The organism is Pseudomonas sp. MYb327 (genome assembly GCF_040438925.1).
Lineage (GTDB): Bacteria > Pseudomonadota > Gammaproteobacteria > Pseudomonadales > Pseudomonadaceae > Aquipseudomonas.
The window spans coordinates 3625207-3644539 of record NZ_CP159258.1 but is presented as its reverse complement, the minus strand read 5'-3'; the positions used below and the strand labels follow the sequence as shown (position 1 = coordinate 3644539).

Below are 19333 nucleotides of genomic sequence, written 5' to 3'. Positions count from 1 at the left end.
ATCCGCGAAACGGGGTGATCAGAGCGATGTGATTGAAATCGTGGGAAACCCTGGATGATTGTGTAGGCCTTATCCGCGACAGACCGTGAAAGATCGTTCATTGAGCGGACGGCAAAGCGCCCATGTTTGGCCGAAACGTCGTTATCTCTGTGCTGAACCTCTCGCTAGACTCGGGGCTTGCCCTGGACATTACCAGCATGGAGGTTGCCCGCATGCACGAGTACCTAAGCCCCGGCCGCTTCATCGATAGTGACCATCCCTCGGTGGTGGAGTTCGCCGAAAAACATCGTGGCAGTAGTCGCGACCCGGTCGAGCAAGCGATCAATCTCTATTACGCCGTGCGTGAGGCCGTGCGTTACAACCCGTATACCTTCAGCCGTGATCCGCAGACCTTGCGCGGCAGTTATGCGCTGGCGAGCGGCGAAAGCTATTGCGTACCCAAAGCCACGTTGCTGGCCGGTGCAGCGCGGCATTGCGGGATACCCGCGCGGATCGGTCTGGCGGACGTACGCAATCATCTGTCGACGCCGCGTCTGCTCGAACTGCTCAAGAGCGACGTGTTCGCCATGCACGGCTACACCGAGCTGTATTTGAATGGACGCTGGGTCAAGGCTACACCTGCCTTCAACCAGGGTTTGTGCAAGCTGTTCAATGTGGCGCCGCTGGAATTCGACGGGATTAACGACAGCGTTTTCCATCCCTTCAATCGCGACGGCGAGAAGTTGATGGAGTACCTGATCGATCACGGCCAGTTCACCGACGTGCCGGAAACGTTTTTCTTCGCACACCTTGAAAAGTGTTATCCGCACTTGTTTGGCGAGCAACTGCAACCACTGTTGGGGGATATGCAGAGCGATTTGAGTCGCGCCTGATCCGGCGTATGCTGCGTGCGCATTCATCCATTAAGAGGCGGTCATGCTGAAGATCTGGGGTCGGAAAAATTCGTCGAATGTCAGAAAACCTTTGTGGGCCGCCGAGGAGTTGGGCCTGGCCTATGAGGCCGTCGATGCGGGCGGCGCCTTTGGGGTCGTCGATACGCCCGAGTACCGCGCCATGAACCCCAATGGCCGCGTGCCGGTGATTGAGGATGATGGATTCGTGTTGTGGGAATCCAACGCCATCGTCCGTTACCTGCTGGCCAAACATGCTGCGAATACCCCGTGGTATCCAACGGATCTGCAAGCGCGGGCCACCGCTGACAAGTGGATGGACTGGACCACTTCCAATTTGACCGGGCCGTTCCGCACGGTTTTCTGGGGCGTGTTGCGCACCCCGGCCGATCAGCAGGACTGGCCCGCGATCAGGGCTGCGATCAAGGAATGCGAAGCGCTGTTGGCGATGGCCGACCAGGCGCTGGCTAACCAGCCGTACCTGTCCGGCGACGAGATCGGCATGGGTGACATTCCCCTCGGCAGTTTTATTTATGCCTGGTTCGAGATGCCGATCGAGCGCGTGCCACAGCCTCATCTGGAGGCCTGGTATGCGCGGTTGAAAGAGCGTCCGGCGTATCGCAAGGCCGTTATGACCGCGTTGACTTAATACCTACTATCGACACACTTGACTGTACTTGTGTGGCGGCGACAAGCACCATTGCGCTCATGCGCGGCGGTTGCATTGCTCGCCGCCCGCCCTTATTTATCCTTTTCTCCCCTTCTTGGTGCGTAAATCCGATATGAGTTCCGCTCTGTCCATCCGGCAGCTAACCAAAACCTACGGCAACGGTTTCCAGGCCTTGAGTGGTATCGATCTGGATGTCGCCGAAGGTGACTTCTTCGCCTTGCTCGGCCCCAACGGTGCCGGCAAATCCACGACCATCGGCATTCTTTCGACCCTGGTGAACAAGACCAGCGGCACGGTGAATATCTTCGGTCACGACCTGGACAAGAACCCGGCGGCGCTCAAGCGCTCTATCGGCGTCGTGCCCCAGGAATTCAACTTCAACCAGTTCGAAAAGACCTTCGACATCGTTGTGACCCAGGCCGGTTACTACGGTATCCCGTCGAAAGTCGCCAAGGAACGCGCCGAGCAGTACCTGACTCAACTTGGCTTGTGGGACAAGCGCGATGTGCCGTCGCGTTCGCTGTCCGGCGGCATGAAGCGTCGCCTGATGATCGCCCGTGCACTGGTTCATGAACCGCGCCTGTTGATCCTCGACGAACCGACTGCTGGCGTGGATATCGAACTGCGTCGCTCGATGTGGACCTTCCTCACCGAGCTGAACCAGAAAGGCATCACCATCATCCTCACCACGCACTATCTGGAAGAGGCTGAGCAGTTGTGCCGCAACATCGGCATCATCGACCACGGCGTCATCGTTGAAAACACCAGCATGAAGCAGTTGCTCGGTCAGCTGCATGTCGAGACTTTCCTGCTGGACTTGAAGAACGCTGTGAGCGCGCCGCCGCAACTGATCGGTTATCCGTCACGCTTGCTCGATGGTCACACCCTGGAAGTCCAGGTCGACAAGAGCATGGGCATCACCGCGCTGTTCACTCAGCTAGCGCAGCAGAACATCGAAGTGCTGAGCCTGCGTAACAAAACCAATCGCCTCGAGGAGTTGTTCGTGTCCCTGGTGGAGAAAAATCTGTCGAAGGTGGCGGTATGAGTTCCGAGCTGCAACCCAACCTCGTTGCCCTCAACACCATCGTTTACCGCGAGGTCCGGCGCTTTACCCGGATCTGGCCGCAGACGTTGCTGCCGCCAGCGATCACCATGGTTCTGTACTTCGTGATCTTCGGCAATTTGATCGGTCGGCAAATCGGCGATATGGGTGGTTTCACCTATATGGAATACATCGTGCCGGGGCTGATCATGATGTCGGTGATCACCAACTCGTACGGCAACGTGGTGTCGAGTTTCTTCGGCAGCAAGTTTCAGCGTTCCATCGAGGAATTGATGGTCTCGCCGGTCTCGCCACACACCATTCTGATCGGCTTTACCCTTGGGGGCGTGCTGCGCGGATTGATGGTCGGGGTCATCGTGACGCTGCTGTCGCTGTTCTTCACCGATTTGCAGGTGCATCACCTGGGTGTGACCATTCTGGTGGTGGTGCTGACGGCAACGATCTTCTCGCTGCTGGGCTTCATTAACGCCGTGTTTGCGCGCAACTTCGACGACATCTCGATCATCCCGACGTTTGTGCTGACGCCGTTGACCTACCTGGGCGGGGTGTTCTACTCGATCTCGCTGCTGCCGCCGTTCTGGCAGACGGTGTCGTTGGCCAACCCGGTGCTGCACATGGTTAACGCATTCCGTTACGGCATCCTTGGGGTTTCCGATATCCGGATCAGCATTGCGATTACGTTCATGCTGGTGGCGACGGTCGTGCTGTACATCGGTTGTGCCCGATTGCTGGTGAGTGGGCGCGGGATGCGTACTTAAGATCTCAGTGCACAAATTCCCCTGTAGGAGCCGGCTTGCTGGCGATGACGGCAATTCAGTCGACATCGCCGCGCCTGAAACACCACCATCGCCAGCAACCCGGCTCCTACAGATTGGTGTCTTGACCGATTACCGCGTTTGCAAGTGCTGTTGCCATTGTCGCCGCAAAGGAAATAGCCCCAATTAAGACACCGGCCTCCCAATGGGAGCCCGTTTTTCATTTTTACATCCTCCGCTGCTTGCGCCGCCGCCACTGCCGGGCCACCCACCAGCGCCAGTACATCATCACCACGCAATAAGCCAACGCCCCCAGCACCAGCCCCGTCACCACAGAGCCCAACAAGAACGGCTGCCACAAAGTCGATAACTCGCCGCTGATCCATTCCCAGGTCAACTCATCCGGCAGATGGCGAGCGGGAACGTCCAGCAGCCAGGCACCGGTCTGGTACGTGCAAAAAAATATCGCCGGCATGGTGATCGGGTTGGTCAGCCAGACCAGGCTGACCGCAATTGGCATGTTGCCGCGCACGATGATCGCGAGAATTGCAGCAACCAGCATCTGTAACGGAATCGGCAGGAATGCCGCGAACAGACCGACCGCCATGGCCCGGGCGACGGAATGGCGGTTGAGGTGCCAGAGGTTCGGGTCATGCAGCAGAGTGCCGAGAAAGCGTAAGGATTTGTGTTCCCTGATGCTGGTCGGGTCTGGCATGTATCGTTTGAATAAGCGCCGGGGCATAAGGCTTCTCGGTCGGTTAAGGCGGCAAGTATGTCTGGATTCTGTGGGCCGCCCATTCAGACTTTGTGACAATTAATAACGACGACCGTGCGATCGCAAAGCTATGCCTAGGGAGGGGACTCTCAAGGACGGACTTATGCGCACAGGGATGATGGCGCTGGCGTTGGGTCTGCTGGCCTTGCGTTTTTTACCGGCATTGCCGCCGGTCGGGTTGTGGTTGTTGATGCCGGTCGTGGGTTTGATGTTGTTGCCGTTCAGGACCTTTCCAGCGGCGTTTTTCCTGTTCGGTTTGAGCTGGGCCTGCATGCAGGCGCAATGGGCACTGGATGATCGCTTGTCCGCAAACCTTGACGGCCAAACGCGCTGGGTCGAAGGGCGGGTGGTGGGATTGCCCCAGAACAACGAAGGCGTGGTGCGTTTCGAGTTGGCGGACGCGCGCTCGCGACACGGCGATGTACCGCCACTGATGCGCCTGGCCTGGTATGACGGACCACCGGTGTACAGCGGCGAACGTTGGCGACTGGCGGTCAAGTTGAAACGTCCTGCCGGGCTGCTCAATCCCCATGCTTTCGATTTCGACGCCTGGTTGCTCGCGCAACGCATCGGCGCGACCGGCACGGTCAAGGATGGCGAGCGACTCGCCGAGTCGCGCGGAGCCTGGCGCGACGGCATACGCCAGAAACTCCTGGCGGTGGATGCCCAAGGCAGAGCCGGGGCACTGGCCGCGCTGGTGCTCGGAGACGGCAGCGGGCTCGGCCGCGATGACTGGCAAGTGTTGCAAGACACTGGCACCGTACATCTGTTGGTGATCTCCGGGCAGCACATCGGTTTGCTGGCGGGGGTGGTGTATCTGCTGATTGCCGGACTGGCTCGTTATGGCCTGTGGCCAAACCGTCTGCCTTGGCTGCCTTGGGCCTGTGGCCTGGGATTCGCGGCGGCGCTCGCATATGGGCTGTTGGCCGGCTTCGAGGTGCCGGTGCGTAGAGCCTGTCTGATGATCGGTCTGGTGTTGCTCTGGCGGCTGCGCTTTCGACACCTCGGCGCCTGGTGGCCGCTGTTGCTGGCATTAAATGGCGTTTTGTTGATGGACCCGCTGGCCAGTCTGCAACCGGGGTTCTGGTTGTCGTTCGCCGCGGTGGGAGTTTTGATTTTCACCTTCGGCGGTCGCTTGGGGCCTTGGCGTTGGTGGCAAACCTGGACACGCGCCCAATGGCTGATCGCAATCGGCCTGTGCCCTTTATTGCTGGTGCTGGGCTTGCCGATCAGTGTCAGTGGACCGTTGGTCAACCTGTTAGCAGTGCCGTGGATCAGTCTGGTGGTGCTGCCACCGGCGTTGCTCGGGACGCTGTTGTTGGCGGTGCCCTACGTGGGCGAGGGGTTGCTGTGGCTGGCGGGTGGTTTGATCGATGGGTTGTTTCGAATGCTGGCCTTGATGGCCGGACAGATTCCAGCATGGGTGCCGACAGCGATTCCACTGTGGGTCTGGTGCATCGGTGCCTTGGGCGCCGTTTTACTGTTGCTGCCCCCCGGCGTACCAATGCGCCCGTTAGGCTGGCCCATGCTGCTGTTGCTGGTTCTTGCGCCGCGCCCGATGGTGCCGCAAGGCGTCGCCGACGTCTGGCAACTGGATGTCGGACAGGGCTTGGCTATCCTGGTGCGCACTCGCCATCACACGCTGCTGTATGACACCGGCCCGCGTTTTGGTGATTTTGATCTTGGTGAGCGAGTCGTGCTGCCGTCATTGCGCAAGCTGGGCGTAAAACAACTCGATTTGATGCTGATCAGCCACGCCGACGCCGATCATGCCGGTGGCGCACGGGCCGTTGCCAATGGGTTGCCAGTGAAAAGGGTGCTGAGTGGCGATCCACCGGGCTTGCCTGCCGAGTTGCAGGCCGAGGCCTGTGAGAATGATCGCCAGTGGATGTGGGATGGGGTGAAGTTCCGGCTCTGGCAATGGCCGGCAGCCAAGGACAGCAATCAAAAGTCCTGCGTTTTGCAGATCGAAGCTAACGGCGAGCGAATGTTGTTGACCGGCGACATCGACATTGCCGCCGAAAGAGCGCTGCTCGACAGCCCATTGGCCGTCACCACCGACTGGCTGCAAGCGCCGCACCATGGCAGTCGCAGTTCGTCGTCGATGGCGCTGCTCAATGGCTTGCAACCCAAAGCCGTGCTGATTTCCCGTGGTCAGGGCAATTCGTTCGGTCACCCTCACCCGACGGTGCTGGCGCGCTATCGAAAGCGCGGCATGGCGATTTACGACAGTGCGGAGCAGGGGGCCATTCATCTGCAGCTGGGGCGTTTTGAATCGCCGCGCTCAATGCGTCTGGAACGGCGCTTCTGGCGCGGTCCTCCACCCTTGAATCAATAACCACGAGTTATGACAGCCCGACCGGATGCGACATCACGGTCTTCGGTGCGCCGACCCCCTATGTTAGAGTGGCGCACTTTTTCGAGGGGATTGTCACTGTGTGGGAATTGGTCAAATCCGGCGGCTGGATGATGCTGCCGATCATCCTGAGTTCCATTGCGGCCATGGCGATTGTTGCCGAGCGTCTCTGGACCCTGCGAGCCAGTCGTGTGACCCCGGAGCATCTGCTCGGGCAGGTCTGGGTCTGGATCAAGGACAAACAACTCAACAAGGAAAAACTCAAGGAACTGCGCGCCAACTCGCCGCTTGGCGAAATCCTGGCGGCTGGCCTGGCCAACTCCAAGCATGGTCGCGAGATCATGAAGGAGTGCATCGAAGAGGCCGCCGCGCGCGTCATCCATGAACTTGAGCGCTACATCAACGCCCTCGGTACTATCGCGGCGATGGCGCCGTTGCTGGGCCTGCTGGGTACGGTGCTGGGTATGATCGATATTTTCAGCGCGTTCATGGGTTCGGGCATGACCACCAACGCCGCGGTGCTGGCCGGTGGTATCTCGAAAGCGCTGATTACTACGGCTGCGGGCCTGATGGTCGGTATCCCGTCGGTGTTTTTCCACCGATTCCTGCAGCGCCGGATCGATGAACTGGTGGTGGGCATGGAGCAGGAAGCGATCAAGCTGGTCGAAGTCGTCCAGGGTGACCGTGACGTAGACCTGGCTGGGGGCAAAGCGTGAAATTCCGCCGCAAGCAACGGGAGAATGTGGATATCAACCTCGCGTCGCTGATCGACGTGGTGTTTATCCTGCTGCTGTTTTTCGTCGTGACGACGACTTTTACCCGTGAAACCCAACTGCGCGTCGAACTGCCCGAAGCCGTCAGCGGTTCGCCCGCCGAAGATCAGACCAAGCAACTGGACATCGCCATCAGTGCCGACGGCGTGTTCTCGGTGAATAACCAGATCCTGCCAAAAAGCGACCTGGCGAGCCTGATGGACGCGTTGCAGAAAGAATCCAATGGCGACACCAATCGGCCGCTGTCCATCAGCGCCGATGGCAAGTCCCAGCATCAATCGGTCATCACGGCCATGGACGCCGCCGGCAAGCTCGGCTTCAGCCACCTGCGCATGACCACAGTCGAGGCGGCGCCGCCCGCGCCCTGATGGCCATGTCCGATCGCCTGCTCGCCGCGTGGTATCAAGGTCATCCGGCCCTCAAGCTGTTGCAGCCACTGGAGTGGTTGTACCGGCGCGTGGTCATTAACAAGCGCAAGCGCTTCCTGGCCGGCGAGGGTGAGATCTACCAGCCGCCCGTGCCGCTGATCGTCGTTGGAAACATCACTGTCGGCGGCACCGGCAAGACGCCGTTGATACTGTGGATGATCGAGCATTGCCAGCGCAGCGGCTTGCGGGTCGGCGTAGTCAGCCGTGGTTACGGCGCCAAGCCGCCACAATTGCCGTGGCGGGTCGAGGCCGATCAAAGCGCGGACGTTGCCGGCGACGAACCGCTGCTGATCGTGCAGCGCACCGGCGTGCCGTTGATGATCGACCCGAACCGTAGCGCCGCGGTCAAAGCCCTGCTGGCGAGTGAGCCACTGGACCTGGTCCTGTCCGATGACGGCATGCAGCATTACCGTTTGGCTCGCGACCTGGAGCTGGTGCTGATCGACAACGCCCGAGGTCTGGGTAATCAACGTTGCCTGCCGGCCGGCCCGTTGCGTGAGCCGATTGAGCGCCTGCAAAGCGTCGACGCGGTGCTCTACAACGGTGCCACGGCGGATCGCGACGGCGGTTTCGCCTTCCAGTTAAAACCGACTGCGCTGATCAATCTGCAAAGCGGCGAGCGTCGTCCCCTTGATCACTTCGCGCCGGGTCAGGCCATGCATGCCGTGGCCGGGATCGGCAATCCGCAGCGTTTCTTCAACACCCTCGAAACGCTACACTGGCAGCCTGTTCCGCATGCGTTCGCCGATCACGCCGAATACAGCGTGCAGGCCTTGAATTTCACCCCGTCATTGCCAGTGGTGATGACCGAAAAGGACGCGGTGAAGTGCCGTGCCTTCGCTGCCGCCGATTGGTGGTACCTGGCGGTCGATGCTGAGCCGTCGCCGGCCTTCGTGGCCTGGTTCGATACGCAGTTGATGCGTCTGTTACCGGCTCGTCTGCTGCCTTAAATCCGTTTTTATCCAGGGAATGCTCATGGACACCAAATTGCTCGACATCCTCGCTTGCCCGGTCTGCAAAGGCCCGCTCAAGCTCAGCGCCGACAAGACCGAGCTGATCAGCAAGGGCGCCGGCCTGGCGTACCCGATTCGCGACGGCATCCCGGTGATGCTCGAAACCGAAGCCCGCACCCTGACCACCGACGAGCGCCTGGATAAATGACCACAGCCTTCACCGTCGTCATTCCATCGCGTTACGCCTCCACCCGTTTGCCGGGCAAACCGTTGCTGTTGATCGGCGGCAAGCCGATGATCCAGCACGTCTGGGAACAGGCGAGCAAAAGCAGCGCCCAGCGTGTGGTGGTTGCCACTGACGACGCGCGCATTGTCGAGGCCTGCAAAGGGTTTGGCGCCGAAGTGGTGCTGACCCGCGAGGATCACAACTCCGGCACCGATCGCCTGGCGGAAGTCGCGGCGAAACTGGGCCTGGCGCCAGACGCCATCGTCGTCAACGTCCAGGGCGACGAACCGTTGATCCCGCCGAGCGTGATCGATCAGGTTGCCGCTAATCTGGCAGCCCACCCCGAAGCGCGCATGGCCACCCTGGCCGAGCCGATCGAAGACGTCGAAACCCTTTTCAATCCCAACGTGGTCAAAGTCGTCAGTGATCTCAATGGCCTGGCGCTGACCTTCAGTCGCGCCACGTTGCCGTGGGCGCGGGATGCCTTCGTCCAGAGCCGCGACCGACTGCCGCAAGGCGTGCCGTATCGTCGCCACATCGGCATCTATGCCTACCGCACCGGTTTCCTGCAGGACTTCGTCAACTGGGGTCCGTGCTGGCTGGAAAACACCGAGAGTCTGGAACAGCTGCGCGCACTGTGGCACGGCGTACGGATTCACGTTGCCGATGCACTGATCGCGCCGCCGCCCGGTGTCGATACCGTTGAAGACCTTGAGCGGGTTCGTCGCCTGCTGGAGGTCTGATGCGGGTTTTGTTTGTGTGCCTGGGCAACATCTGTCGTTCACCGACGGCTGAAGGTGTGCTGCGGCATAAACTGCGCGAGGCGGGGCTGGCCGATCAAATCGAAGTCGCCTCGGCAGGAACCGGTGACTGGCACGTCGGCAAGGCGCCGGACAAACGCAGCCAGGCAGCGGCGAAACTGCGAGGTTACGACCTGTCCTCCCAGCGCGCCCAGCAAGTGACCCGTGCCGATTTCGCCACGTACGATCTGATCCTCGCGATGGACAACAGCAACTTGCGCAACCTCAAGGCCCTGCAACCGGCCAAGGGCAAGGCTGAACTGGATCTGTTCCTGCGGCGCTATCAATCGGATGTCGATGAAGTGCCTGACCCGTACTACGACGGTGATCAAGGCTTTGAGCAAGTGTTGGATTTGATCGAGCGTGCCAGTGATTTGCTGGTGATCGAATTGAAGGGACGGTTATGAGTTTGCAGGTGCGTTCGCAGGTTTCACTCAAGCCGTTCAACAGCTTTGGTGTGGATGTTCAGGCACGCCTGTTTGCCGAGGCCCATAGCGACGCCGATGTGTGCGAAGCGCTGGCCTATGCGCAGGAACACGATGTGCCGCTGCTGGTGATCGGCGGTGGCAGCAATTTGCTGCTGACAGCCGATATCGATTCGCTGGTGCTGCGCATGGCGACCCGAGGCATTCGAGTGGTGAGCGACGACGGCAGCAAAGTGGTGATTGAAGCAGAGGCTGGCGAGCCGTGGCATCCGTTTGTTCAACACACTCTGCTGCACGGCTTGTCTGGCCTGGAAAACCTCAGCCTGATTCCCGGCACAGTCGGCGCGGCACCGATGCAGAACATCGGCGCCTATGGGGTGGAGATCAAGGACGTGTTTGCCGGCCTGACCGCGCTTGATCGTCAAAGCGGCGAGCTGCGCAACTTCACGCTGGAAGAATGCAACTTCGCTTACCGCGACAGCCTGTTCAAACAGGAACCGGGACGCTGGCTGATCCTGCGTGTGCGTTTCGCTCTCGACCGCACCGCGCACCTGCACCTGGAATACGGCCCGGTGCGCCAGCGCTTGACCGAACAAGGCATCGATCATCCGACCGCCTCCGATGTCAGTCAGGCCATTTGCAGCATCCGCAACGAAAAACTGCCGGACCCGGCCGTGCTCGGCAATGCCGGCAGCTTCTTCAAGAACCCATTGGTCTCGGCGGCGCTGGTTGCCCGACTCAAGGGCGAACATCCGGATCTGGTGGCCTACGCGCAACCCGACGGGCAGATGAAACTGGCCGCCGGTTGGTTGATCGAGCGGGCAGGCTGGAAAGGTTTCCGCGAAGCCGACGCGGGTGTGCATAAATTGCAGGCACTGGTGCTGGTCAACTACGGCAGTGCGACGGGGCTGCAATTGCTGGATCTGGCACAGCGCATCCAGAAAGACATTTCAGAGCGTTTCCATGTCGAGCTGGAAATGGAACCGAACCGTTATTGAAGCTACGCTTTCCAGGATGAATCCAAAGCCCTGCACTGATGAAAAGTGCAGGGCTTTTTTGTTAATGCTGCGTTAACTTAGCGAGCTAACGATGCAATGCATTTGTTCCACCAAAGGCCCGGTGCAGACGTCTGCGTCAGCATAAGAGAGCCCCTTTAGCCTGAGTCGATCTGCGTGATGCTCACCCGCCGACTTTCCGGCGGCAGATTGCTCGACCCCATAACCTGTTCAACTATGCGGGCGTGCCCATGATTACCCTGAAGCTCAATGGTCAAGACCATCAACTCGACGTCACCGAGGACATGCCGCTGCTCTGGGCAATCCGCGATGTGGCCGGTTACAACGGCACCAAGTTTGGCTGCGGCATGGGCCTCTGCGGTGCTTGCACCATTCATATCGAAGGCGCTCCAGCGCGCAGTTGCATCACGCCGATTGGCTCGGTGGTGGGGCAGAACGTCACCACTATCGACAATCTGCACGCCGACCCGGTGGGCAAAGTCGTGCAGCAAGCCTGGCTGGATACCGCCGTCGCTCAGTGCGGTTACTGCCAGGGCGGGCAAATCATGTCGGCCACCGCACTGCTCAAGACCAATCCGAACCCGAGCGACGAGCAGATCGAAGAGGCGATGGTCGGCAACATCTGCCGCTGCGGCACTTACAACCGCATCAAGACCGCCATTCGCCAGGCATCCACTCATTTGAAGGAGGCCAAGGCATGAACCAGTTACCGAATGATTTCGCCCTGAGCAACCTCAGTCGGCGCGGTTTCCTCAAGGGCGTGGGCGCTGCCGGTGCGCTGGTGGTCGCGGCGAGTTGGGGTTGGCAGGACGCATTTGCCGAAGAGAAAGAAAAGAAATTCGGCGCCGACGGCATGCCTCACGGCTGGGTTGATGATCCCAAGGTTTACGTCAGCATCGCCGCTGATGGCACGGTGACCGTGGTGTGTAACCGTTCGGAAATGGGCCAGGGCGTGCGCACCAGCCTGACCATGGTGGTGGCCGATGAGCTGGAAGCCGACTGGGCGATGGTCAAGGTGCGACAGGCGCCGGGCGATGAACTGCGCTTCGGCAACCAGGACACCGACGGGTCGCGCAGCATGCGCCACTGGTACGAACCGATGCGCCGCTGTGGTGCCGCCGCGCGGACCATGCTCGAACAGGCCGCCGCCGACCAGTGGAAAGTCCCGGTCAGCGAATGCCATGCGCAACTGCATAAAGTTATCCACCAACCCTCGGGCCGCGAACTGGGCTATGGTGCCCTGGCCGCTGCCGCCGGAGCCTTGGCCGTGCCGGCGCGTGACAGCCTGAAGCTCAAGCAGCCATCCGAATTCCGTTACATCGGCAAGGAGGGCACCAAAGCCATCGACGGTGAAGACATCGTCAACGGTCGCGCGGTTTACGGCGCCGACGTGCATTTCGACGGCATGCTGTTCGCCACCATAGCCCGGCCGGCGGTGTACGGCGGCAAGGTCAAAAGCTTCGATGGCAGCGCCGCGATGAAAGTCCCGGGCGTGGTCAAAGTCATCCAGATCGAAAGCCGCCCGCTGCCTTCGGAGTTTCAACCGCTGGGCGGTGTGGCCGTTGTGGCGAACAATACCTGGGCGGCGATCAAGGGGCGTGAGGCGCTGAAAATCGAGTGGGATGACGGCGCCAACGCTAGCTACGATTCGATTGCCTACCGCAAGGAACTGGAAGCCGCTTCGCTCAAGCCCGGCAAAGTGGTGCGCAACACCGGCAACATCGACGAGGCCATGGGCAGCGCCGACAGTACCTTGGAAGCCTCCTATTACCTGCCGCATCTGTCGCAATCGCCGATGGAGCCGATGGTCGCCATCGCCCGCTTCAAGGATGGTGTGTGCGAAGCGTGGGGCCCGAGCCAGGCGCCGCAAGTCACTCGCGAGCGGATTGGTGAGCGTCTGGGCCTGCCATTCGATAACGTCACGTTCAATGTCACGTTGCTGGGCGGCGGTTTCGGTCGCAAGTCCAAGCCCGACTTCATCATTGAAGCGGCCATCCTCGCCAAGGAATTCCCCGGCAAAGCCGTGCGGGTGCAATGGACCCGTGAAGATGACATCCATTGTTCCTATTTCCACACGGTGTCCGCTGAATACCTTAAGGCCAGTTTGAACAAGGACGGTCTGCCGTCCGGCTGGTTGCACCGCACGGTGGCGCCGAGTATCACCGCGCTCTTCGCCCCGGGCATGAACCACGAGGCGGCGTTCGAGTTGGGCATGGGTTTCACCAACATGGCTTACGCGATTCCCAATATTCGTCTGGAGAACCCCGAGGCCGCCGTCCACGCTCGGGTCGGCTGGTATCGCTCGGTGTCGAACATTCCCCACGGTTTCGCGATCCAGAGCTTTATTGATGAGCTGGCGCACAAGGCCGGCGAAGATCCGCTCAAGTATCAGATTAAATTGCTCGGCCCGGACCGTCAGATTGATCCGCGCACCTTGAGTGAAGAGTGGAACTACGGCGAATCGCCGGAGCGTTATCCGATTGACACCGCACGCTTGCGCACGGTGCTGGAAACCGCCGCCAAAGCCGCCGGCTGGGGGCGCGAGTTGCCGAAGGGGCGAGGCTTGGGCCTGGCGGTGCATTACAGCTTCGTGACCTACGTGGCGGCGGTGATTGAAGTCGAAGTCAAAGACGATGGCACGTTGATCGTGCATAAGGCCGACATCGCCGTGGATTGCGGGCCGCAAATCAACCCCGAACGCATTCGCGCGCAATTCGAAGGCGCTTGCGTCATGGGCTTGGGCAACGCTGTACTCGGCGAGATCAGCTTCAAGGACGGCAAGGTGCAGCAGGACAACTTCCACATGTACGAAGTGGCACGCATGTCCCTGGCGCCGAAGGAAGTCGCCGTGCATCTGGTCACGCCGCCGGGCACCGTGCCGTTGGGCGGCGTCGGCGAGCCGGGCGTTCCGCCGATTGCACCGGCGCTGTGCAATGCGATCTTCGCCGCTACCGGCAAGCGCATCCGCGATCTGCCGGTTCGTTATCAGTTGCAGGGTTGGCAGAAGGCCAAGGCCTGATGGACAGCGTCGATCTGAACGTCCTGCGCAGCGTGCTGGAGTGGCGCCGCGCCGGTCAGCGGGTTGTGTTGTACAGCGTCGTGCAGACTTGGGGCACTGCGCCCCGGGCACCCGGCGCCATGCTGGCCTTGCGTGAGGATGGAGTGGTGATTGGTTCGGTGTCTGGCGGTTGTGTCGAGGACGACCTGATTGCCCGTCTGCACGATGGGCGTATCCCGACCGACGGGCCGCCGGTGCAACTGATCACCTACGGCGTGACCCGCGACGAGGCGGCGCGCTTCGGTTTGCCGTGCGGCGGCACGTTGCGTTTGACTGAGGAACGTGTCGGCGACCCGACCTGGGTTGCCGAGTTGCTGGCGCGTTGCGAAGCTCATGAAATCGTCGCTCGCTCGCTGGATATCGCGAGCGGTGAAGTGGCGTTACAACCGGCTGACAAAACCGATGTGCTGGCGTTCGATGGCACGACGTTGCGGGCGATCTACGGCCCACGTTGGCGTTTGTTGCTGATCGGTGCGGGGCAGTTGTCGCGGTATGTGGCCGAGATGGCGCGGCTGCTGGATTTCGAAGTGCTGATCTGCGATCCGCGCAGCGAGTTCGTCTATGGTTGGGAAGAGCAGCACGGTCGCTTCGTCTCGGGCATGCCCGACGAGGCTGTGCTGAACATCCAGACTGACGAACGCACGGCGATTGTCGCCCTGACCCATGATCCGCGACTGGATGACATGGCGTTGCTGACCGCGCTCGATTCTCGGGCCTTCTATGTCGGGGCACTGGGGTCGCGGGTGAATAGTCAGAAGCGTCGGGTAGATTTGGCTCAGTTAGGTTTGTCGCAAGAGGCTATCGACCGACTGCACGGTCCGATCGGCTTGCACATTGGCAGTCATAGCCCGGCGGAAATCGCCTTGTCGCTGATGGCCGAAATTGTCGCGATCAAAAATGGCGTCGAGCTGAAACAAAAGAAGCCAGTGCAGGAGGGCGCATGAGCAAAGCCATTGGTGTCATCGTTCTTGCAGCGGGGCAGGGCAGTCGCTTTCGACAGGTCGCGGGTGATGAGAGGGACAAGTTGCTGGCGGACTGCACGGGGCGTGATGGCGCTGTTCGGTCCGTCATTGAGCAAGTCCTGGCAAATCTGCCGGCCACGTTGGAAAAGCGGGTGTTGGTGACGACCGACGATCGTCCTCAGGTAAGTCGCATGGCCAAGGCCTATGGCTTCGAGATTGTGCTGATCGAGTCGACCGGAATGGGTGACAGCATTGCGGCTGGCGTGAAGGCGTGTGCGCAGCTTGATGGCTGGTTGATGGTGCTGGGGGATATGCCGTTCATCTTGCCGTCGAGCATCGAAAGCGTTGTGGCGCAAATGGCCGATGATTGCATTTGCGTGCCGGTTCAGGACGGTGAATACGGGCATCCGGTGGGTTTTGGGCGCAGTTTCGGGCCGGGGTTGATGGCGTGGTCGGGTGATCGCGGGGCCAAGCCGTTGTTCGCCCAGGGGCGGGTGGTCGAGGTGGTTGTGGACGATCCCGGTGTGTTGTGGGATGTGGATGTGCCTGAGAAGCTGGATTTCGCCTGAGACACCGTCATCGCGGGCAAGCCACGCTCCTACAGGTATTCTGTCATTCGTTAAATATATAAACGACGCAATACCTGTAGGCGCGTGGCTTGCCCGCGATGAACGATAACTCGGTTTATCTGCTTCGCCACCGTAATAAAAAAGCCCCGCCCGGGATCACCAGGCGGGGCTTTTTAGTGGCCGATGGAATCAGACGAGAGGTTTAGGCTCGTGCTCTTTTTCCAGGGCTTGCTCGTGTTGCTCTACCGCTTCCTGAACGGAGCGTGGCGCTTCGTGGATCACCGATTCAACCGGCTCGGCGGTGACTTCGGCAGCCGGGGCAGGAGCTGCCTCGACCACTTCAGCAACAACCGGCGCGGGTTCAGCGGCAACCACTTCAGCCGGAGCAGCAGCGGCAGCCAGTTCGGCTTCCTTCTGCAGACGCTCTTCTTCACGCTTGCGACGACGCACTTCACGCGGGTCGTTCGGCGCACGGCCGCTTGGCGTCAGGGCGTTGACTGGAGCGGCTTCGACCACGGGTGCAGGCGCTTCGGCAACAACCGGTGCTTCAACCACCGGAGCAGGCTCGGCAGCAGCGACCACTGGCTCGGAAACCATCACGTCAGCGACTTCGACTTCAGCGACCGGCGCGGGTGCAGTCGTTTCAGCAACGGCTGGCTCGGCAACCCAGTTGAACGCGGTTTGCTCTTCGCGAACTTCACGAACCGTTTCAGTCACGGATTCAGAAGCGGTTTCAGCAACCGATTCTGCAACCACGGCAGGCGCTTCGGCGACTACAGCAGGCTCGGCGGCAGCTTCGACTTCAGGCTGTGCTTCACGAACCGGAGCCACTTCGATTTCCGGCGATGCGATGGCTTCGACCGGGGTAGTCGCTTCAACGACTGGCGCTTCGACTGGAGCGGTTTCCAGGGTGGCGGCAGTGGCGCGTTCGGCTTGCTCGTTGGCCTGTGCTTCGGCCGGAGCGCTGATCACGGTGCTGGCAACGGCGGCGGTAACAGCCAGGCCAGCGGCCAGATCGGCGGTGCTTGGCGCGTCATTGCTTTCGCCGGCTTCGGATTCTTCCGAACCTTCGATCACATTGCCGTTGGCATCGCGTTGACGCTCACGACGGTTGCTGCGACGACGCTGGCCACGGGAACGGCGGCGTGGGCGATCGCCTTCGGCGCCGTCCTGACCGTCTTCCTGCAGTTGCTCTTCGTTGGTGGTCAGCTCTTCTTCGGCAACGGCAGCAGCGGCTTGCTCGGCACGTGGTTGACGTTCTTCACGCGGAGGGCGTGGAGCACGTTCTTCACGTGGCTGACGGGCTGGGCGCTCTTCAGTAGTGACAGCAGCAGCGGCCGGGGCAGCATCCAGAGGCTCACGCAGTTCGCGGACGCGTTCTTCACGCTCGCCACGTGGCTTACGATCTTCACGCGGGGCGCGCGGTGCACGTTCTTCACGTGGAGCGCGTGGCGCGCGTTCTTCACGGGCTACCGCTGGAGTCTCCTCGCGGGCTTCGCGTGGTGCGCGCTCTTCGCGTGGCTCACGTGGTGCGCGTTCTTCACGCGGTGCACGCTCTTCACGAGGCTTACGTTCTTCATCGCGGCGACCGTTACGGTTACGGCTTTGTTGACGACCGTTACGACGCTCTTCGTTACGGGCCGGACGCTCGGTAGTCGCTGGTTTCTCAACCACAACCGGAGCAGCAGGCTCTTCCTTGCTGGCGAACAGGCTGACCAGCGACTTCACCAGGCCTTTGAACAGGCTCGGCTCTGGCGCGGTGGCCGGTGCGGCAACCGGAGCAGCAACGACTTCAGTCGGGACCGGAGCGTTGGCGCGGGCTGGAGCAGTCTTGACCGCGGCTTCCTGGCGAACCAGGGTGCGGGTCGCAGCGGCTGGCTGGACTTCTTCCACTTCGGCAGCGGCAGCGGCGATTTCGTAGCTGGATTGGTTGATCGCTGCTTCCGGGCTGTCATCACGCAGACGCTGAACCTCGAAGTGCGGCGTTTCGAGGTGATCGTTCGGCAGGATGACAATGCGGGCACGGGTGCGCAGTTCGATCTTGGTGATCGAGTTGCGTTTTTCGTTGAGCAGGAACGCAGCAACCGGGATCGGCACTTGGGCGCGAACTTCGGCGGTGCGGTCTTTCAGGGCTTCTTCTTCGATCAGGCGCAGGATCGCCAGGGACAGCGATTCAACGTCGCGGATGATGCCGGTGCCGTTGCAACGCGGGCAAACGATGCCGCTGCTTTCGCCCAGGGATGGACGCAGGCGCTGACGGGACATTTCCAGCAGGCCGAAGCGCGAGATGCGACCGACTTGCACACGGGCGCGGTCGGCTTCCAGGCATTCGCGGACTTTTTCTTCCACGGCGCGCTGGTTCTTGGCAGGTGTCATGTCGATGAAGTCGATGACGATCAGGCCGCCGATGTCGCGCAGGCGCAACTGACGGGCGATTTCTTCGGCGGCTTCAAGGTTGGTCTGCAGGGCGGTTTCTTCGATGTCGCTGCCTTTAGTGGCGCGCGCCGAGTTGATGTCGATGGACACCAGGGCTTCGGTCGGATCGATAACGATGGAGCCGCCGGAAGGCAGTTCGACGACGCGCTGGAAGGCGGTTTCGATCTGGCTTTCGATCTGGAAACGGTTGAACAGCGGAACGCTGTCTTCGTATAGCTTGATCTTGCTGGCGTACTGCGGCATCACCTGGCGGATGAAGGTCAGGGCTTCGTCCTGGGCTTCAACGCTGTCGATCAGCACTTCGCCGATGTCCTGGCGCAGGTAATCGCGGATGGCGCGGATGATCACGTTGCTTTCCTGATAGATCAGGAATGGCGCGGAACGATCCAGCGACGCTTCTTTGATGGCGGTCCAGAGTTGCAGCAGGTAGTCGAGGTCCCACTGCATTTCTTCGCTGCTGCGGCCCAGGCCGGCAGTGCGCACGATCAGGCCCATGTCGGCCGGTGCAACCAGGCCGTTCAGGGCTTCACGCAGTTCATTGCGCTCTTCACCTTCGATACGACGGGAGATACCGCCGGCACGCGGGTTGTTCGGCATCAGTACCAGGTAACGACCGGCCAGGCTGATGAAGGTGGTCAGGGCTGCGCCCTTGTTGCCACGTTCTTCTTTTTCGACCTGAACGATAACTTCCTGGCCTTCGCTCAGGACGTCCTTGATGTTGACGCGGCCTTCGGGGGCTTTCTTGAAGTATTCGCGGGAGATTTCTTTGAGGGGCAGGAAGCCGTGGCGCTCAGAGCCGAAATCGACAAAGGCAGCCTCGAGGCTTGGTTCGATGCGAGTAATCCGGCCTTTATAGATGTTGGCCTTCTTCTGCTCGCGTGCACCGGATTCGATGTCCAGGTCGTAGAGGCGTTGACCATCTACCAGTGCAACACGCAACTCTTCGGGTTGAGTTGCGTTAATCAGCATTCTTTTCATGTAGTACCGTCGGTTTCCGGGCTGCCGGAAACGGCGTTCGGCACACACGACTTCTCATGGTCGGTGTCAGGTGCGTCGGGAGTGGTTGGCCATTCCCGTGTCCAGCGAAGTCCGGCCAATGTGGGCCTTCATCGCGACGTACGCGTCCTGCTTGCTGTGGCTACTTAAGCACTCAGTCAGGAGGAGGAATCAACCGGCGG

The 19333-nt window shown here is 60.7% G+C and carries 18 protein-coding genes; 16 read left to right on the top strand and 2 right to left on the bottom strand.

The features are described from left to right. The first annotated feature begins 212 nt into the window (after nucleotides 1–212). From ABVN21_RS16385 to ABVN21_RS16370, 4 genes are all read left to right on the top strand, one after another. Nucleotides 213–872, top strand: a complete 660-nt coding sequence (locus tag ABVN21_RS16385; RefSeq protein ID WP_339555612.1) for a transglutaminase family protein — start codon at nucleotides 213–215, stop codon at nucleotides 870–872. Nucleotides 873–915: 43 nt separating this feature from the next. Continuing rightward, entirely contained in the window at nucleotides 916–1539 is a 624-nt protein-coding gene (locus ABVN21_RS16380) for a glutathione S-transferase (protein WP_339555613.1), read from the top strand. 133 nt (nucleotides 1540–1672) lie between these two features. Further along, complete coding sequence (locus tag ABVN21_RS16375; RefSeq protein ID WP_339555614.1) at nucleotides 1673–2605, top strand: ABC transporter ATP-binding protein; 933 nt, start codon at nucleotides 1673–1675, stop codon at nucleotides 2603–2605. Next, entirely contained in the window at nucleotides 2602–3381 is a 780-nt protein-coding gene (locus tag ABVN21_RS16370; RefSeq protein ID WP_103406458.1) for an ABC transporter permease, read from the top strand. Before ABVN21_RS16375 ends, ABVN21_RS16370 begins: the two co-directional genes overlap by 4 nt. A gap of 223 nt (nucleotides 3382–3604) precedes the next feature. On the opposite strand, the gene ABVN21_RS16365 is transcribed toward ABVN21_RS16370, so the two are convergent. Continuing rightward, complete coding sequence (locus ABVN21_RS16365; RefSeq protein WP_339555615.1) at nucleotides 3605–4120, bottom strand: DUF2062 domain-containing protein; 516 nt, start codon at nucleotides 4118–4120, stop codon at nucleotides 3605–3607. A 136-nt stretch (nucleotides 4121–4256) separates the two neighbouring features. On the opposite strand from ABVN21_RS16365, the gene ABVN21_RS16360 reads away from it, so the two are divergent. The 12 genes from ABVN21_RS16360 to ABVN21_RS16305 all read left to right on the top strand — a co-directional run bounded on the left by ABVN21_RS16360 (nucleotide 4257) and on the right by ABVN21_RS16305 (nucleotide 15719). After that, nucleotides 4257–6491, top strand: a complete 2235-nt coding sequence (locus tag ABVN21_RS16360) for a DNA internalization-related competence protein ComEC/Rec2 (protein ID WP_339555616.1) — start codon at nucleotides 4257–4259, stop codon at nucleotides 6489–6491. Nucleotides 6492–6589: 98 nt separating this feature from the next. Then, nucleotides 6590–7225: a MotA/TolQ/ExbB proton channel family protein gene (locus tag ABVN21_RS16355; RefSeq protein ID WP_034149975.1), complete on the top strand. Its 636-nt coding sequence runs from the start codon at nucleotides 6590–6592 to the stop codon at nucleotides 7223–7225. Beyond that, nucleotides 7222–7650 (top strand): biopolymer transporter ExbD, encoded by a 429-nt coding sequence (locus ABVN21_RS16350; protein ID WP_339555617.1) that lies wholly within the window; start codon nucleotides 7222–7224, stop codon nucleotides 7648–7650. The genes ABVN21_RS16355 and ABVN21_RS16350 overlap by 4 nt, the downstream gene beginning before the upstream one ends. After that, nucleotides 7650–8660: a tetraacyldisaccharide 4'-kinase gene (lpxK, locus tag ABVN21_RS16345; RefSeq protein ID WP_339555618.1), complete on the top strand. Its 1011-nt coding sequence runs from the start codon at nucleotides 7650–7652 to the stop codon at nucleotides 8658–8660. The genes ABVN21_RS16350 and lpxK overlap by 1 nt, the downstream gene beginning before the upstream one ends. Nucleotides 8661–8685: 25 nt before the next feature. Next, nucleotides 8686–8871, top strand: a complete 186-nt coding sequence (locus tag ABVN21_RS16340) for a Trm112 family protein (RefSeq protein ID WP_007945752.1) — start codon at nucleotides 8686–8688, stop codon at nucleotides 8869–8871. After that, nucleotides 8868–9632 (top strand): 3-deoxy-manno-octulosonate cytidylyltransferase, encoded by a 765-nt coding sequence (gene kdsB, locus ABVN21_RS16335; protein ID WP_339555619.1) that lies wholly within the window; start codon nucleotides 8868–8870, stop codon nucleotides 9630–9632. The genes ABVN21_RS16340 and kdsB overlap by 4 nt, the downstream gene beginning before the upstream one ends. Beyond that, nucleotides 9632–10096 carry a low molecular weight protein-tyrosine-phosphatase gene (locus ABVN21_RS16330; protein ID WP_339555620.1) on the top strand — a complete coding sequence of 155 codons (465 nt, stop codon included), beginning with the start codon at nucleotides 9632–9634 and terminating at the stop codon, nucleotides 10094–10096. The genes kdsB and ABVN21_RS16330 overlap by 1 nt, the downstream gene beginning before the upstream one ends. Then, nucleotides 10093–11112, top strand: coding sequence for a UDP-N-acetylmuramate dehydrogenase (gene murB / locus ABVN21_RS16325; RefSeq protein WP_339555621.1), 1020 nt, complete (start codon nucleotides 10093–10095; stop codon nucleotides 11110–11112). The genes ABVN21_RS16330 and murB overlap by 4 nt, the downstream gene beginning before the upstream one ends. Nucleotides 11113–11360: 248 nt before the next feature. After that, nucleotides 11361–11831, top strand: a complete 471-nt coding sequence (locus tag ABVN21_RS16320) for a (2Fe-2S)-binding protein (protein ID WP_034149969.1) — start codon at nucleotides 11361–11363, stop codon at nucleotides 11829–11831. After that, entirely contained in the window at nucleotides 11828–14149 is a 2322-nt protein-coding gene (locus ABVN21_RS16315; RefSeq protein WP_339555622.1) for a xanthine dehydrogenase family protein molybdopterin-binding subunit, read from the top strand. The genes ABVN21_RS16320 and ABVN21_RS16315 overlap by 4 nt, the downstream gene beginning before the upstream one ends. Next, the gene (locus ABVN21_RS16310; protein ID WP_339555623.1) at nucleotides 14149–15132 is read left to right on the top strand and encodes an XdhC family protein; all 984 of its coding nucleotides are present in this window, start codon (nucleotides 14149–14151) and stop codon (nucleotides 15130–15132) included. The genes ABVN21_RS16315 and ABVN21_RS16310 overlap by 1 nt, the downstream gene beginning before the upstream one ends. Beyond that, nucleotides 15129–15719, top strand: a complete 591-nt coding sequence (locus ABVN21_RS16305; RefSeq protein WP_339555624.1) for a nucleotidyltransferase family protein — start codon at nucleotides 15129–15131, stop codon at nucleotides 15717–15719. The genes ABVN21_RS16310 and ABVN21_RS16305 overlap by 4 nt, the downstream gene beginning before the upstream one ends. 189 nt (nucleotides 15720–15908) lie before the next feature. On the opposite strand, the gene rne is transcribed toward ABVN21_RS16305, so the two are convergent. Then, nucleotides 15909–19133, bottom strand: a complete 3225-nt coding sequence (gene rne / locus ABVN21_RS16300) for a ribonuclease E (protein ID WP_339555625.1) — start codon at nucleotides 19131–19133, stop codon at nucleotides 15909–15911. Nucleotides 19134–19333: the final 200 nt, after the last annotated feature.

What these genes read in the sequence shown, in the direction of transcription:
- rne (WP_339555625.1), bottom strand. Translation starts at nt 19,133, where the DNA reads ATGAAAAGAATGCTGATTAACGCAACTCAACCCGAAGAGTTGCGTGTT.
- lpxK (WP_339555618.1), top strand. Translation starts at nt 7,650, where the DNA reads ATGGCCATGTCCGATCGCCTGCTCGCCGCGTGGTATCAAGGTCATCCG.
- ABVN21_RS16380 (WP_339555613.1), top strand. Translation starts at nt 916, where the DNA reads ATGCTGAAGATCTGGGGTCGGAAAAATTCGTCGAATGTCAGAAAACCT.
- ABVN21_RS16315 (WP_339555622.1), top strand. Translation starts at nt 11,828, where the DNA reads ATGAACCAGTTACCGAATGATTTCGCCCTGAGCAACCTCAGTCGGCGC.
- ABVN21_RS16330 (WP_339555620.1), top strand. Translation starts at nt 9,632, where the DNA reads ATGCGGGTTTTGTTTGTGTGCCTGGGCAACATCTGTCGTTCACCGACG.
- ABVN21_RS16340 (WP_007945752.1), top strand. Translation starts at nt 8,686, where the DNA reads ATGGACACCAAATTGCTCGACATCCTCGCTTGCCCGGTCTGCAAAGGC.
- ABVN21_RS16385 (WP_339555612.1), top strand. Translation starts at nt 213, where the DNA reads ATGCACGAGTACCTAAGCCCCGGCCGCTTCATCGATAGTGACCATCCC.
- ABVN21_RS16320 (WP_034149969.1), top strand. Translation starts at nt 11,361, where the DNA reads ATGATTACCCTGAAGCTCAATGGTCAAGACCATCAACTCGACGTCACC.
- ABVN21_RS16310 (WP_339555623.1), top strand. Translation starts at nt 14,149, where the DNA reads ATGGACAGCGTCGATCTGAACGTCCTGCGCAGCGTGCTGGAGTGGCGC.
- ABVN21_RS16360 (WP_339555616.1), top strand. Translation starts at nt 4,257, where the DNA reads ATGCGCACAGGGATGATGGCGCTGGCGTTGGGTCTGCTGGCCTTGCGT.
- ABVN21_RS16375 (WP_339555614.1), top strand. Translation starts at nt 1,673, where the DNA reads ATGAGTTCCGCTCTGTCCATCCGGCAGCTAACCAAAACCTACGGCAAC.
- kdsB (WP_339555619.1), top strand. Translation starts at nt 8,868, where the DNA reads ATGACCACAGCCTTCACCGTCGTCATTCCATCGCGTTACGCCTCCACC.
- ABVN21_RS16365 (WP_339555615.1), bottom strand. Translation starts at nt 4,120, where the DNA reads ATGCCCCGGCGCTTATTCAAACGATACATGCCAGACCCGACCAGCATC.
- ABVN21_RS16370 (WP_103406458.1), top strand. Translation starts at nt 2,602, where the DNA reads ATGAGTTCCGAGCTGCAACCCAACCTCGTTGCCCTCAACACCATCGTT.
- murB (WP_339555621.1), top strand. Translation starts at nt 10,093, where the DNA reads ATGAGTTTGCAGGTGCGTTCGCAGGTTTCACTCAAGCCGTTCAACAGC.
- ABVN21_RS16305 (WP_339555624.1), top strand. Translation starts at nt 15,129, where the DNA reads ATGAGCAAAGCCATTGGTGTCATCGTTCTTGCAGCGGGGCAGGGCAGT.